Origin of the sequence: Micromonospora sp. NPDC049836 (assembly GCF_044465125.1) — a bacterium.
GTDB lineage: Bacteria > Actinomycetota > Actinomycetes > Mycobacteriales > Micromonosporaceae > Micromonospora.
In genome coordinates this window covers 239,900-251,943 of the sequence record NZ_JBITLH010000008.1, presented here as the reverse complement: position 1 = coordinate 251,943, position 12,044 = coordinate 239,900, and the positions used below count along the sequence as shown (strand labels likewise).

17 protein-coding genes and 1 pseudogene are annotated in these 12,044 nt (G+C 73.2%); 10 read left to right on the top strand and 8 right to left on the bottom strand.

Annotation, left to right across the window (positions count from 1 at the left end):
- The first annotated feature begins 169 nt into the window (after positions 1 to 169).
- Both ACIBPB_RS22500 and ACIBPB_RS22495 read left to right on the top strand, forming a co-directional pair.
- Positions 170 to 403 (top strand): hypothetical protein, encoded by a 234-nt coding sequence (locus ACIBPB_RS22500; RefSeq protein WP_396841552.1) that lies wholly within the window; start codon positions 170 to 172, stop codon positions 401 to 403.
- 42 nt (positions 404 to 445) lie between these two features.
- Positions 446 to 658, top strand: a complete 213-nt coding sequence (locus ACIBPB_RS22495; protein WP_396841452.1) for a hypothetical protein — start codon at positions 446 to 448, stop codon at positions 656 to 658.
- A 125-nt stretch (positions 659 to 783) separates the two neighbouring features.
- On the opposite strand, the gene ACIBPB_RS22490 is transcribed toward ACIBPB_RS22495, so the two are convergent.
- From ACIBPB_RS22490 to ACIBPB_RS22480, 3 genes are all read right to left on the bottom strand, one after another.
- Positions 784 to 1,323: a DUF1360 domain-containing protein gene (locus tag ACIBPB_RS22490; RefSeq protein WP_396841451.1), complete on the bottom strand. Its 540-nt coding sequence runs from the start codon at positions 1,321 to 1,323 to the stop codon at positions 784 to 786.
- Between the two features lie 72 nt (positions 1,324 to 1,395).
- Positions 1,396 to 1,719 (bottom strand): hypothetical protein, encoded by a 324-nt coding sequence (locus ACIBPB_RS22485; protein WP_357318465.1) that lies wholly within the window; start codon positions 1,717 to 1,719, stop codon positions 1,396 to 1,398.
- Positions 1,719 to 2,036, bottom strand: coding sequence for a DUF6158 family protein (locus ACIBPB_RS22480; protein ID WP_357318462.1), 318 nt, complete (start codon positions 2,034 to 2,036; stop codon positions 1,719 to 1,721). The genes ACIBPB_RS22485 and ACIBPB_RS22480 overlap by 1 nt, the downstream gene beginning before the upstream one ends.
- A gap of 122 nt (positions 2,037 to 2,158) precedes the next feature.
- On the opposite strand from ACIBPB_RS22480, the gene ACIBPB_RS22475 reads away from it, so the two are divergent.
- Positions 2,159 to 2,578, top strand: coding sequence for a hypothetical protein (locus tag ACIBPB_RS22475; protein WP_396841450.1), 420 nt, complete (start codon positions 2,159 to 2,161; stop codon positions 2,576 to 2,578).
- A gap of 26 nt (positions 2,579 to 2,604) precedes the next feature.
- Positions 2,605 to 2,934 carry a DUF3817 domain-containing protein gene (locus ACIBPB_RS22470; protein WP_396841449.1) on the top strand — a complete coding sequence of 110 codons (330 nt, stop codon included), beginning with the start codon at positions 2,605 to 2,607 and terminating at the stop codon, positions 2,932 to 2,934.
- Between the two features lie 10 nt (positions 2,935 to 2,944).
- On the opposite strand, the gene ACIBPB_RS22465 is transcribed toward ACIBPB_RS22470, so the two are convergent.
- Positions 2,945 to 3,469, bottom strand: coding sequence for a DUF6232 family protein (locus tag ACIBPB_RS22465; protein ID WP_396841448.1), 525 nt, complete (start codon positions 3,467 to 3,469; stop codon positions 2,945 to 2,947).
- A 500-nt stretch (positions 3,470 to 3,969) separates the two neighbouring features.
- On the opposite strand from ACIBPB_RS22465, the gene ACIBPB_RS22460 reads away from it, so the two are divergent.
- Positions 3,970 to 4,938 (top strand): NlpC/P60 family protein, encoded by a 969-nt coding sequence (locus ACIBPB_RS22460; RefSeq protein ID WP_396841447.1) that lies wholly within the window; start codon positions 3,970 to 3,972, stop codon positions 4,936 to 4,938.
- Positions 4,939 to 5,012: 74 nt separating this feature from the next.
- Here ACIBPB_RS22460 and ACIBPB_RS22455 read toward each other — a convergent pair whose 3' ends face one another.
- The 3 genes from ACIBPB_RS22455 to ACIBPB_RS22445 form a co-directional block, all read right to left on the bottom strand.
- Positions 5,013 to 6,002 carry an RNA polymerase sigma factor RpoD/SigA gene (locus ACIBPB_RS22455; RefSeq protein WP_396841551.1) on the bottom strand — a complete coding sequence of 330 codons (990 nt, stop codon included), beginning with the start codon at positions 6,000 to 6,002 and terminating at the stop codon, positions 5,013 to 5,015.
- A 460-nt stretch (positions 6,003 to 6,462) separates the two neighbouring features.
- Positions 6,463 to 7,410, bottom strand: a complete 948-nt coding sequence (murQ, locus tag ACIBPB_RS22450) for an N-acetylmuramic acid 6-phosphate etherase (RefSeq protein WP_396841446.1) — start codon at positions 7,408 to 7,410, stop codon at positions 6,463 to 6,465.
- Positions 7,407 to 8,321: a MurR/RpiR family transcriptional regulator gene (locus ACIBPB_RS22445; protein WP_396841445.1), complete on the bottom strand. Its 915-nt coding sequence runs from the start codon at positions 8,319 to 8,321 to the stop codon at positions 7,407 to 7,409. Before ACIBPB_RS22445 ends, murQ begins: the two co-directional genes overlap by 4 nt.
- Positions 8,322 to 8,634: 313 nt before the next feature.
- Here ACIBPB_RS22445 and ACIBPB_RS22440 point away from each other — a divergent pair, with 313 nt between their 5' ends.
- Positions 8,635 to 9,324 carry an SDR family NAD(P)-dependent oxidoreductase gene (locus ACIBPB_RS22440; protein WP_396841444.1) on the top strand — a complete coding sequence of 230 codons (690 nt, stop codon included), beginning with the start codon at positions 8,635 to 8,637 and terminating at the stop codon, positions 9,322 to 9,324.
- Here the strand turns inward: ACIBPB_RS22440 and ACIBPB_RS22435 are convergent.
- Complete coding sequence (locus ACIBPB_RS22435; protein ID WP_396841443.1) at positions 9,309 to 10,040, bottom strand: dTMP kinase; 732 nt, start codon at positions 10,038 to 10,040, stop codon at positions 9,309 to 9,311. The two genes, ACIBPB_RS22440 and ACIBPB_RS22435, sit on opposite strands and share 16 nt — an antisense overlap.
- A 154-nt stretch (positions 10,041 to 10,194) precedes the next feature.
- Here ACIBPB_RS22435 and ACIBPB_RS22430 point away from each other — a divergent pair, with 154 nt between their 5' ends.
- From ACIBPB_RS22430 to ACIBPB_RS22415, 4 genes and pseudogenes are all read left to right on the top strand, one after another.
- Positions 10,195 to 10,773 carry a nucleotidyltransferase gene (locus tag ACIBPB_RS22430; RefSeq protein ID WP_357318434.1) on the top strand — a complete coding sequence of 193 codons (579 nt, stop codon included), beginning with the start codon at positions 10,195 to 10,197 and terminating at the stop codon, positions 10,771 to 10,773.
- 56 nt (positions 10,774 to 10,829) lie between these two features.
- Positions 10,830 to 11,039 carry a hypothetical protein gene (locus ACIBPB_RS22425; protein WP_357318733.1) on the top strand — a complete coding sequence of 70 codons (210 nt, stop codon included), beginning with the start codon at positions 10,830 to 10,832 and terminating at the stop codon, positions 11,037 to 11,039.
- A gap of 10 nt (positions 11,040 to 11,049) precedes the next feature.
- Positions 11,050 to 11,827: pseudogene (locus ACIBPB_RS22420) on the top strand (metallophosphoesterase).
- A complete protein-coding gene (locus ACIBPB_RS22415) occupies positions 11,818 to 11,961 on the top strand; it encodes a GPGG-motif small membrane protein (protein WP_165435832.1) in 144 nt (47 codons plus the stop codon). The pseudogene ACIBPB_RS22420 and the gene ACIBPB_RS22415 overlap by 10 nt, the downstream one beginning before the upstream one ends.
- Positions 11,962 to 12,044: the final 83 nt, after the last annotated feature.

The following is a 12,044-nucleotide window of genomic DNA, read 5'->3' as shown; positions in this document are numbered from 1 at the left end:
TTCCGCGAAGGCAAATTAGGTGAGGCCCGGGGACACTGGACACACCGACGCTCTGCACAACGGCGGTACCGGGTCCGGTGTTCCGGCCGGTGCTGTGCCGGCCGTCACTCCTGGCGGGACCCGCTGACCGGGCACGGCGGCGACGTTTGACCGATTCGGGCCCGGGTAGCTGATCGGCGTGACCGACGACGCGCCCGTGACCGAGCAACCGGACACCCGGCAGCTCGACGAACTGCTCGACGACCTCTACCGGGGTCAGGAACGGATCACCCAGGCGATGATCTACCGCCGGGCGGTCGCCGCCGAACTCCCCGCCGAGCTGCTCGCCCGGATCGCCGCGCTCCCCGAGGGCGAGTACGCCGTCGACGAGGCGGCCGACCTGCTCGGCGGGACGGTGGCCTGAGACCCCGGCAGCCCCCGACCGGACCACGGAGAGGACAGTGGGATGACCGACAGCGACGACGCACCGCGGCACCACATCGAGGCGCTCGGCCAGCCACCGGAGGGCAGGGACACGCTGCCGGAACCGGACTTCGCCAACGAGCACGACCGCACCGCGGTGGACCGCGAGGTGATCACCGGGGCGGACGAGGACGAGCGGGAGCCGGAGGCGTCGCGCGGCTGGGCCGGCGAGGACCACGGCACCACCCCCACCTGAGCCGGTACGCCGCCGGTCCGGTGCCCGCCGGCGCACCCGGGCCGCCCGCGCACCGTCCGGACCAGGACCGGTACGACCAGGGGCCGGCGCGTTCGCTCGCGCCGGCCCCTGGTGTCGTTCGTGGGTCACTTCTCGTGGTGGCCGCCCTCGGCCGCCTGCTGGGCGACGGCGTAGCCCATCTGGAGGAAGTCGGAGGCCGCGACCGCGGTGAGGGCCGTGGCGATCAGCCGGGTGAGCCGGGGCGCGAGCACCAGCCCACCGGTGAGCCCGGTGGCCACCCAGACGGCCAGGCAGAACGGGCAGCTGACCAGCTCGCCGAGGGCGTGCCGGGTGGGGCTGCCCTGGTCCCGGACCTGCTCCATCACCTCCCCGCTGCCGATCGGGTGGTCGTAGCGGGTGAACGGCGCGCGCAGCGGGCTGGTGATCGCGTCCTTGGACAGCAGCCGGCTGAGCTTGTGCGTCGCCACCGAGAGCAGCACCACGTCGGCCGGGCTGGGCCGCTCCGGCACCGGTCGCCCGGTCGCCTTCACCAACCCCACCAGGGACGCGGTCACCGTCGCGTACGTGCCCATGGCCACCAGATAGCCGCCCAGCGGTCGCTGCTCGTGCGGCGCGTACGCCTGGCGCAGGCGCGCCACCTTCTGCTTCAGGCCACTCCCGGTCACCCGGCCTCCTCGTTGGTCGTCGTGCCGACGCCGGCTCAGCCGGCCGTCAGGGTCGGTCGTCGTGGCGCCGGCTCAGCCGGCCGTCAGGTTGTCGGCCACCTCGCGGGCCAGGCTGGCCAGGATCTCGTCGGCCATGCCGTGGTCGGTGCCGGAGAGGTCGAGCCGGACCCGGGCGCCGCCGGCGTCGGCCGGCTCGACGTCGATGTCCGCCGACCAGCCGGCGGCCTCGGAGCTCCACCGGGCCCGCATGTCCTCGGCGTCGACGACCTCCACCCGGTGCGTGCCCGCGCGCCGCAGCTCCTCCGGCAGCCAGGCGGCCGACCGGTCGGGGTCGGTGGCGGTGTTGAACACCACCTCGGGCGGCGCGGACATGCCGCGCTCGGCGTGGTTGGCCATCAGGCGTCCCGCAGCCGGCTCGGGTCGACCTCCCGGCCCGGGTGCCGGGCCAGGTACTCGGTCTCCAACTCGGCGGTGCGGCGCAGGTGGTTGGCGAGCGCCGAGTCGGTGGCGTGCCGCAGCGTGTCCAGCCGGGTCCGGTGCAGGCTCTGCATCTCCCGGATCAGGTCCTCGTCGCCGAGCTCCGCCGGGTCGATGCCGAGCAGCTCGCCGTCGACGTCGGCGGTCACGGTGTCGGTGCGGGCGTGGTCGCCGTCCCACTCGGGCAGCCGCTGCTCCGGGCTGGCGTCGCCGGCACGGCGTACGGATTCGGTCATCGTCGGCCCCCTCGTCTCGTTCGGGCTGGCGTCTAAACGGATGCCCACCCGCGGTGTGGCCAAACCCCGCCAGCTACGACACCGCGTCGGAGACGGCCGCGGGCCCCGGTACCCTCGATGGCATGAAACGGCTCTGGACACCGGCGTGGGTCGCCCGCCACGTGGCCATGGTCGTGCTGGTCGTGGGCTTCCTCGGGCTCGGGTGGTGGCAGGTCACCCGGGCCGCCGAGGGCAACTCGCTGAGCTTCGGGTACGCGATCGAGTGGCCGGTCTTCGCCGGTTTCGTGGTCTTCGTCTGGTGGCGTGAGGTCCGGCACGCGCTGCGCGGCACGCCCGACGCGGCGGCCACCCCGGCGCCGCCGGCGGCCGCCGGGTCCGAGCCGCCCGCCACCACCCCGGCGGTACGCCGGCCGGTGCGGGTCGGCCGGACGCCGTCCGCCCCGGTCGGCGGCGCGGAGGACGGCGACCTCGCCGAGTACAACCGCTACCTGTCATGGTTGAACGCCAACCCGGGCGCGAGGCCCGGTGACTATCCCGGCTGAGGCCGGCTTCGGAAGGACGGACGACGGTGGGCGGAGCCCTTACCCGGTACCGCGTGATCGCCTGGATCGTGGGCGTGGCGCTGGTGGTGCTGGTCCTGATCGGCATGCCGCTGAAGTACTTCTTCGACGACCCGACCGTGGTGGCGGTGGTCGGCACCGCGCACGGCTGGCTCTACATGATCTATCTGGCGCTGACCTTCGACCTGTCCCGCCGGGTGGAGTGGCCGTTGCGGCGGATGCTGCTCGTCATGTTGGCCGGCACGGTGCCGTTCGTGTCGTTCTACGCCGAGCGCCGGGTGAGCCGCTGGCTGGCCGCGGACGACCCGGCGCCGGCCCCGGAGCCGGTCGCCGGCTGAGCCGGCCGGCTCAGCGGTTCGGCCGCCACACGCCGGACGAGGCCACCGGGTCGGTCCAGCCGCCGCCCAGCCGCGCCCCCTCCCGGGCCCGTTGCAGGGCCCGGGTGACCTGACCGAACTGCCGCTCGTCGTCGCTGCTGAACAGCAGCACCTCGGCGTCGCGGTGCCGGCCCCACAGCTCGTACGCCGGCGGCCGCCAGCGGTCGCCGGCGACCACCAGCAGCAGCGGCAGCAGCCCCACCGCGCCGAGCATCAGGTACGCGGTGGCGGTGAGCCGTTGCAGCCCGCCGGTGAAGCCGAGCAGCACCCCGACCCCGCCGATCAGGGCGGCGGAGATCGTGACGGCCCGCAGGGCCAGCCGGTCGTGCGGCCCGCGGGTGGTCCAGACCTGGGTGAGTTCGGCGACCGGCCAGCTGGCCCGGCCCACGCTGAAGCGTTCGGCGGTCACCACGATGCCCGGCCGGGCGTACAGCAGGGTCGGTGCGGCCGGTCGGGTCGACCGGGGTGGGCGGGTGGTGGAGCCATCGGTCTGCACGGCGTCCTCCCAGGGCTCGCGCGCCGGGCTCCCCCACCACCGACGAGCTGCGCCGACGCCGGTGGCGGGATTCCCGGCTCCGCGCTTCATTGTGTTGCCGGCGCGCCACCCGGGCCGGTCGTTTCCCCTGCTCACCGGTGCGCCGCCCGGCCGCCTCGCACGGTTACCAGCGCCCATTTACCGCTTTGTCGATATTTTGCGGCGCGAGGCCTGGCGACATCCGTCCAGAACGACGAATCGGGCCACCCGCGCTATTCACCCAACCGGCACCAGCGCCCGTACCGTCCGCCCGGCAAACGGTCACCGGACGTCACCGGCACCGCCTGCACTTCCTGACACTTTGCCAACATTCGCCCCTGCTTCCACTCCCGCCCCCACGCGTCCCGGGTTAGGTTGGGCGAGCCGGTCCGGTCCACCGCCATCCACCGGGATGGCCCCGGGCGGTGTCGCCGGGCGGCTCAGCGCGGCCCGGGCGACCGTGGGAGAGGAGCTTTCCGCTCTTGTCGTCACTACGGATCCTGCTGCGCAGCCTCGCGGTGGCCGGCCTCTCGGCTGTGCTGCTCGCCCCGGCGTCGGTGGCTCGGGCCGAGCCCACCCCCGCCGAGCTGACGAAGCAGATCGAGAAGTCCTCGACTGAGCTGGAGCGAATCGTCGAGTCCTACAACAAGCTCAACGAGCAGATCAAGGCGAACAAGGCCACCGCGGCCTCGTTGCAGGCCCGGATCGGCCCGTTGCAGGCGCAGGCCGAGCGGAGCCGGGCCGACGTGGGCCTGCTCGCCGCCACCGCGTACAAGACCGGTGGGATGCGCACCGCCCAGGCGCTGCTGGAGCCGGGCGGGTCGACCTCGCTGCCGGAGCGGCTCGGCGCACTGGACCAGTTGAGCCGGCAGCGGCAGCAGACCATCGACGGTTTCACCACCGACCAGCGAAAGCTCATCGATCAGAAGAGCCAGCTGGACACCACGCTGGCCCGGCAGGCCGCGCAGGCCAAGCAGCTCACCGCGGGCAAGAAGAAGATCGAGGCGGATCTCGCCCGCCTCTACCAGCTCCGCCGCCAGGCGTACGGGCGGGCCACCGAGGCGCCGTCCAGCGCGGGCTCGGCCGGCAGCCCGCCGGCCATCTCCGGCTCCGCCGGCACGGCGGTGCGGTACGCGTACGGCGCGGTCGGCAAGCCGTACGTCTACGGGGCGGACGGCCCCGGCGGCTACGACTGCTCGGGGCTGACCCTGGCCGCGTGGCGAGCCGCCGGCAAGTCGCTGCCGCACAACGCCGCCATGCAGTGGGACGCCACGGTCCGGATCAGCCGCAGCTCGCTGCGCCCCGGCGACCTGGTCTTCTATTCGGGCCTCGGGCACGTGGCGATCTACGTGGGCAGCGGCCAGATCATCGACGCGCCCAGCGCGGGCCGCAACGTCAGCAAGCGCGGCATGGGCATCATGCCGATCGCCGGCTACGGCCGGGTCCGCTGATCGTCTCCAGATACGGCGAACGGCCGGCGTCCCCCTATCGGACGCCGGCCGTTCGTGTTGCCATTGTTCCCTGGTCAGGCCGCCTGCAGTCCCTCGGCCCGGGCCAGCTCGCGGAGCCGGCCGAGGGCCTGGATCTCCAGCTGGCGGATCCGCTCCCGGGAGAGCGAGAACCGCGAGGCGACCTCGGTGAGCGAGTGCTCCCGGCCGTCCTCCAGGCCGTAGCGGGCCCGCATGATGCCGGCGGACCGGTCGTCGAGGTGGTTGAGCAGACCCTCGATCCGCTGCCGCTCCAGGCCGGTGAGGACGATCTCCTCCGGCGACGGGGCGTCGCTGTCGGCCACCAGGTCGCCGAGGTTGGTGTCGCCGTCGTCGCCCACCGGGGTGTCCAGCGAGACGGTGTCCTGCGACCAGCGACGCAGCTCGTTGACCCGCTCGACGGTGACGCCGAGCGCGGCCGCGATCTGCTCCGGCTCCGGGTCGCTGCCCAGCTCACGGGTGAGCTGACGGGCGACGTTGCGCATCCGGTTGACGTCCTCCACCAGGTGGACCGGCAACCGCACGGTCCGCTCCTGCTGGGCGATCGCCCGGCTGATCGCCTGGCGGATCCACCAGGTGGCGTAGGTGGAGAACTTGTAGCCACGCTCGTAGTCGAACTTCTCGACCGCCCGGACCAGGCCGGTGTTGCCCTCCTGGATCAGGTCCAGCATGGGCATGCCCGAGCGCACGTAGCGGCGGGCGATCGACACGACCAGTCGCAGGTTGGCGCGGATGAACAGGTCCTTCGCGCGCTCCCCCTCGACGACCAGCCGCTCCAGCTCGTCCCGGCCGACGCCGGCGGGCACCCGGTCCTCGCCGAGCAGGTGCTCGGCGTAGAGGCCGGCCTCGATCGCCTTGGAGAGTTCGACCTCCTTGGCGGCGTCCAGCAGCGGCGTCCGGGAGATCTCGTGCAGGTAGACGCCGACCAGGTCCCGCTCCTCGGCGACCTCGTCGGTACGCATGCCGATGTTCTTGTCCACGATTGCCACGGTCCCCTCGCTCGCGCCGGTTGCCCGGTTCCTTGCCATCCCCACGTTCATCAGCCCTCCCCGTAACCTCCGCTGTGCCCGTAGGTGCTGACACCTACACAACAGATGAGACGCGTCGGGGATTCCATGTCGTGAGTCGAAACTGTCACGAATGCCTGAGTAGTAGCTGAGAGCCCGATCCATGTTCCCTGTCAGGACCCCTGCTCGGACGACTCGCTGCACCCCGCCGAACCGGGTGTCGGAGCTGCGGAATCGTCGTTTACCCATGGAACCGCACCATTGCGAGATCCCTGGGCCCGCCCGACCCGCGTCACCGGGCACTGCGATCCTGGTCACTGCGTGATACGCGTCCGCGGACCGGTCGGTTCAGCCTCGGGTGAGGATTACCCCACGCCTGGTTGAACAATCCGCAGGGCTGCCGGCGTCCCCCCGTACGAGTGATCCGCGTCGCACCTGGCGACGCGACCGCACCGCGGGCGGCCCGGCGGGCCGGGGCGGCTCAGGAGGCGAGCAGGGCGAGCGCGCCGCGGACCTGGTCGGCGGAGCGGGCCAGGGCGGCCCGGGCAGCGGAGATCTCCGCGCCGGAGACGAGCGCGACCAGCGCGGTCTTGAGGTCGCCGTCGGCCTCGTGCAGGGCCGCCTGGCAGACCTCCTCGGCGCAGCCGGTGGCCTCCATCAGGATCGAGATCATGCGGCCACGGAGTTTGGCGTTGGTGGCCACCATGTCGATCATCAGGTTCGAGTAGACCCGGCCGAGTCGCACCATGACGGCCGTGGAGAACGTGTTGAGCACCAGCTTCTGCGCGGTGCCCGCCTTCATCCGGGTCGAACCGGTGACCACCTCGGGCCCGGTGTCCACCCCGATGAAGACGTCGACCGACGAGGCGGCCTCGGCCTCCGGATTGGCGCAGAGCAGCACCGTCGAGGCGCCCTGCGCCCGGGACGCGGCGAGCGCCCCGAGGACGTACGGGGTGCGCCCGCTGGCCGCCAGGCCGACGACCAGGTCGCCGGCGCCGACGCACTCGGCGGCCTCGGTGGCGCCGCCGCCCTCGGCGTCCTCGGCGTCCTCCACGGCGTGCCACATCGCCTCGGGACCGCCGGCCAGGTGGGCGCAGAACCAGTGCCGCGGCGAGTTGAAGGTGGGGGCCAGTTCGGCGGCGTCGAGCACGCCCAGCCGGCCGGACGTGCCGGCGCCGAAGTAGTGCACCCGGCCACCGCCGCGCAGCGCCGCCACCGCCAGGTCGACGGTCTCGGCGATCTCGTCGAGCACGGCGGCCACCGCGGCCGGCACCCGCCGGTCCGCGTCGTTGATCACGGTGAGCACGTCCCGGGTCGACATCAGGTCGAGATCGACGCTGTGCGGGTTACGCCGTTCGGTGGGGGCGCCGACGCGCACCACGGGCCGCACCATGGCCACCTCGTCCGGCTCCACCCGACCCGCCGTCATGCCCGCCTCCGCCCGGCGCCCACCCGGTGCGACCGGACGGCTTCGGCCGTCGCCTCCAGGGCCTTGCGGGCCTTGGCCCGGTTGCGGGCGGCCACCCCGACGAAGAGGCAGTCGACCACGGTCAACTGGGCCAGCCGGCTGGCCATCGCGCCGGAGCGGTAGGTGGTCTCCCGGGCGGCGGTGGTGAGCACGAAGTCGGTGACCTCGGTGATCGGCGAGCGCGGGAAGTTGGTCAGCGCCACCGTGGTGGCGCCCCGCGCCCGGGCCTGCTCCAGCACCTCGATCACGTCGGAGGTGGTGCCGGTGTGCGAGATGCCGACCGCCACGTCGCCGCGGCCGAGCAGCGCGGCCGAGGTCAACGCCGTGTGCACGTCGGGGAAGTAGAAGGCGGTCCGGCCGATGCGGTGCAGCTTCTGCTGGAAGTCGGAGGCGACGAAACCGCTGGCGCCGGCGCCGTAGACGTCGATCCGTCCGGCCGCGACGATCGCCTCGACCACCTGCTCGCAGACCGCCGGGTCGAGTTGCTCCGCGGTCTCCTCGACGGCGCGCGCGTCGTTGAAGGCGATGGTCGCGATGATCTGGGCGAGGTCGGCGCCGGGCGGGATGTCACCGCCGACCACCCGGGCGTCCGGCGGCTCGATCCGGCGGGCGGCCTCGGCGGCGAGCCGGATCCGGAGTTGCGGGTAGCCGTCCATGCCGACCGAGCGGCAGAACCGGATGACGGTGGCCTCGGATGTCTCGGCGGCGGTGGCGAGGTCTGTGATGGTGCGCCGGGCGGCGTCGGCCGGATCGGAGACGACCAGCCGGGCCACCCGCTGCTCGGCCGGGGACAGCGAGGGGAGCAGCCCGCTGATGTGGACGATCAGTCCACCGGGCTCGTGACTCGCAGAAATCTTCGGACTCTTCGCCACGGATGAAACTTACTTTCACGAGCGCGGACCGTCAACCATGACGCCGCGTATCGGGAAAAGTACCGCCTTCCGCACGCGGCCCGCCCGGCAAGGGTCCCATTCCCGCAGCCCGGCCGCCTCCTCCGGACCGGTGGACTCGACCGCCCCGGCCCACCTGCGGCTCGGCTGTCGTGCACGCGACACCGACCGGACGGTCGGGTCCGGGTCACCGGACGGCGTGGGCGGACTAGCCGGCACCCCGCCAACCCCATCGATCAGCGCAAATCCCGCCCCGCGCACCCCGGGGTCCGGGCCGGCCGCTAGCGTGGGCCCCATGGCGGAACGCACGGTGCTGGTGACCGGAGGCACGGGCGGGCTGGGCGGTGCGGTCACCGCGGCCTTCCTGACGGCCGGCTGGCGGGTGGTCGTACCGGACCGGGAGAGTGCGGGGACGGCGCCGGCCGGCACCGCGCCCGTCCGGGTCACCGCGGACCTGCTGGAACCCGCCGGGGCGGCCCGGGCGGTCGAGGCGGCCACCGCCGACCCCGCGGCGCCGCTGCGCGCGGTGGTCAACCTCGTCGGCGGGTACGCCAGCGGCGGGCTGGTGCACGAGACCCCGGTCGACGAGTTCGACCGGATGCTGCGGCTCAACCTGCGCCCGACGTACCTGGTCACCCAGGCCGCGCTGCCGCACCTGGTGGCGGCCGGCGGCGGCGCGGTGGTCTGCGTCTCGGCCCGGGCCGCGGTGGCGCCGTTCCCCGGCGCGGCCGGCTACGTCACCGCCAAGGCCGCCGTGCTCGCCTTCGCCAACGCGGTGGCGGTGGAGTACCGGCAGCGCGGCGTGCGGTGCAACACGGTGCTGCCCAGCGTCATCGACACCCCGGCCAACCGGGCCGCCCAGCCGGACGCCGACCACCGGCGCTGGGTCCCGCCCGCCGAGATCGCCGCGGTGATCCGCTTCCTGGCCTCCGACGACTCCGCGCCGACCAGCGGGGCGAGCATCCCGGTCTACGGCCGGGCCTGAGCCGGCACCGGGCCGCCCCGGTCCGCGCCACCCCCCGGCGGCCGGGTGCCGCCGGGCGACCGGCCGGGCGACGCGGGTGGGTCGCCGGGGAACCACTCGGTGAGGTGGGCGCGGATCCGGTGGGAGACCTCCTCCGGGCTGCCGTTGGCGTCGACCACCACGAAGCTGGCGTACTCCGGCAGGGTCCGGTAGGCGGTCGCGGCGGCGGTGAGCCAGCGCATGCTCTCGTGGTCCGTGCCGCGCCGTTCGATCCGCCGGTACGCCTCGACCGGATCGACGGCGAGCAGGAAGGTGACCTGGGGCGCCGGGAAGAACCGGTAGCCGGCCCGGGCCAGCCGCTCCCAGCGCTGCCCGCCGTGCGCCCGGATGCTGGCGTACTGGCAGGCCGCGTAGCGGTCCATCACCGCGGTGCGGCCGGTCACCAGGCAGCTCAGCAGGGCCAGCGCGATGGCGAGCCAGCGCAGCACGGACTCGACGGCGAGCAGGCCGTCCCGCCCGACGAGGCGTTGCGCGTCCGGCCGGCCGAGGCGGTGGGCGAGCCGGCCGAGCCAGCGGCGGCCGCCCGCGTTGCGGTGGTAGGTGGCGGGGTGGCCGGCGGCGGAGAGCGCCGCGGCGAGCCGGTGCGCCTGGGTGGTCTTGCCCGAACCGTCGATGCCGATCAGGGCGACGGCGCGCAGTCGGGCCGTGCCGCGCCGCACCCGCAGTGACCTGGCCACCTCCCCGAGGTTATCCGACCCGCACACCACATCGCCGATTTGTCCGCTGCTGTCCCGCTGCCGCACCTGCGGGGCGGGGACAGGTGTGACCGACCGGTACGCCGGGTACGCAAGTTCATTCCCACCGCCACCCACGACGACGGGAGAACCAGACATGGCCGAGCGCGGGGACGAGACCCTGGTGCACACCTTGAAGAAGGTCGCCGCCGTGCTCAAGCAGACCGACATCCCGTTCGCGCTCGGCGGCAGCTTCGCCGTGTACGCCCACGGCGGCCACTCCAGCGACCACGACGTCGACTTCCTGATCCGGGAGCAGGACGTCGACCAGGCGCTGGAGGCCCTGGTGGCGGCCGGTTTCACCGCCGAGCGCCCGCCGGAGGACTGGCTGGTCAAGGTCTATGACGAGGGGCGGATGGTCGACCTGATCCACCGCCCGATCGAGACCCCGGTGACCGAGGAGACCTTCGCCGACACCATCGTGCGGCCGGTGGACGCCATCCACATGCCGGTCCTCTCGGCCAGCCAGCTCATGGTGCACAAGCTGCTCAGCTTCTCGCAGCACTACTGCGACTTCGCCCGCGCCCTGCCACTGGCCCGCTCGCTGCGGGAACAGATCGACTGGGACCGGGTACGGAAGGAGACGCAGCACTCGCCGTACGCCGAGGCGTTCCTGGTGCTGCTCGACCGGCTGGACGTGCTGCCCGGCGCGTCCGCAGGAAGGGAGACCCCGTGACCGGACCGCACGGCGACGCCCCGCCCGACGAGTACCTCGAGGCGGAGATCCAGAGCATGCTCGCCGAGGACCCGTCCGTCGCCGAACAGGGCATCACCGTGGTGCACCGCGAGCGCGGGCTGGTGATCTACGGCGAGGTGGAGAGCCCGCACCGACGGGAGGAGATCCTGCGCCGGGTCGCCGAGCGCTTCCCCCACGTGCCGATCACCAGCGACATCGGGGTGATCCGCACCCAGGCGCCCAGCCAGGTCGAGGAGCTGCCGTGAGGGAGGTTCGATGGTGATCCGGATCGCCGCCGTCGGGGACGTGCACCTGGACGAGGACGTGGTGGGCCGGTTCCGGCCGGCACTGGAGGAGCTGCCCGACTGCGCGGACGTGCTGCTGCTGGCCGGGGACCTGACCCGGCACGGCACCGAGGCCGAGGCACGCTGCGTGGCGCAGGAGTTCGGCAACCTCGGGGTGCCGGTGATCACCGTGCTCGGCAACCACGACCACCAGTGCGACCAGGTGCCACAGGTGGTGAAGGTGCTGGAGGACGTCGGGATCACCGTGCTGGAGGGGACCGGGATCGTCCTCGACTGCGCCGGCGGGCGGCTCGGCGTGGCCGGGGTGAAGGGCTTCGGCGGCGGTTTCGCCGGCCGCTGCGCCAGCGACTTCGGCGAGCCGGAGATGAAGGCGTTCGTGCGGACCACCCGGGAGAGCGCCGACGCGCTCGCGGCGGCGCTGCTCGGGCTCGACTGCGACCGGCTGGTCGCGTTGACCCACTACTCGCCGGTGCCGGACACGCTGGCCGGCGAACCGCTGGAGATCTATCCGTTCCTCGGCTGCTACCAGCTCGGCCAGGCGATCGACTCGGCGCCCACCGCGCTGGCCCTGCACGGGCACGCCCACCACGGCAGCGAGCGCGGCACCACCCCCGGCGGGGTGCGGGTCCGCAACGTCGCCCATCCGGTGATCAAGCAGGCGTACAGCATCTTCCACCTCGGAGATCAGCTGGACTGACCGGCAGGTTTCCTGGATCGGACCACCGGGTATTCAGCCGCCATGGAGCTGATTCTCTGGATTCTCGCAGTCGTACTGGTGGTCGCCGGCATCCTCGCGCTGTTCCGCCGGCAGATCCTCTGGGGCATCGTCCTCATCATCGTCGGTCTGCTCGTCGGCCCGGGTGGCGTCAGCATCTTCAATTAGCCGACAGGTCGTTTCCACCCCTGACCCGCCGGGGTCGTCGGGCCCGGATCTCCGTCCTCCCAGACAGGAGCTTCCGGTCCCGG

What these genes read in the sequence shown, in the direction of transcription:
- ACIBPB_RS22495 (WP_396841452.1), top strand. Translation starts at nt 446, where the DNA reads ATGACCGACAGCGACGACGCACCGCGGCACCACATCGAGGCGCTCGGC.
- ACIBPB_RS22485 (WP_357318465.1), bottom strand. Translation starts at nt 1,719, where the DNA reads ATGGCCAACCACGCCGAGCGCGGCATGTCCGCGCCGCCCGAGGTGGTG.
- ACIBPB_RS22480 (WP_357318462.1), bottom strand. Translation starts at nt 2,036, where the DNA reads ATGACCGAATCCGTACGCCGTGCCGGCGACGCCAGCCCGGAGCAGCGG.
- ACIBPB_RS22475 (WP_396841450.1), top strand. Translation starts at nt 2,159, where the DNA reads ATGAAACGGCTCTGGACACCGGCGTGGGTCGCCCGCCACGTGGCCATG.
- ACIBPB_RS22455 (WP_396841551.1), bottom strand. Translation starts at nt 6,002, where the DNA reads ATGGCAAGGAACCGGGCAACCGGCGCGAGCGAGGGGACCGTGGCAATC.
- murQ (WP_396841446.1), bottom strand. Translation starts at nt 7,410, where the DNA reads ATGACGGCGGGTCGGGTGGAGCCGGACGAGGTGGCCATGGTGCGGCCC.
- ACIBPB_RS22440 (WP_396841444.1), top strand. Translation starts at nt 8,635, where the DNA reads ATGGCGGAACGCACGGTGCTGGTGACCGGAGGCACGGGCGGGCTGGGC.
- ACIBPB_RS22430 (WP_357318434.1), top strand. Translation starts at nt 10,195, where the DNA reads ATGGCCGAGCGCGGGGACGAGACCCTGGTGCACACCTTGAAGAAGGTC.
- ACIBPB_RS22425 (WP_357318733.1), top strand. Translation starts at nt 10,830, where the DNA reads ATGCTCGCCGAGGACCCGTCCGTCGCCGAACAGGGCATCACCGTGGTG.
- ACIBPB_RS22415 (WP_165435832.1), top strand. Translation starts at nt 11,818, where the DNA reads ATGGAGCTGATTCTCTGGATTCTCGCAGTCGTACTGGTGGTCGCCGGC.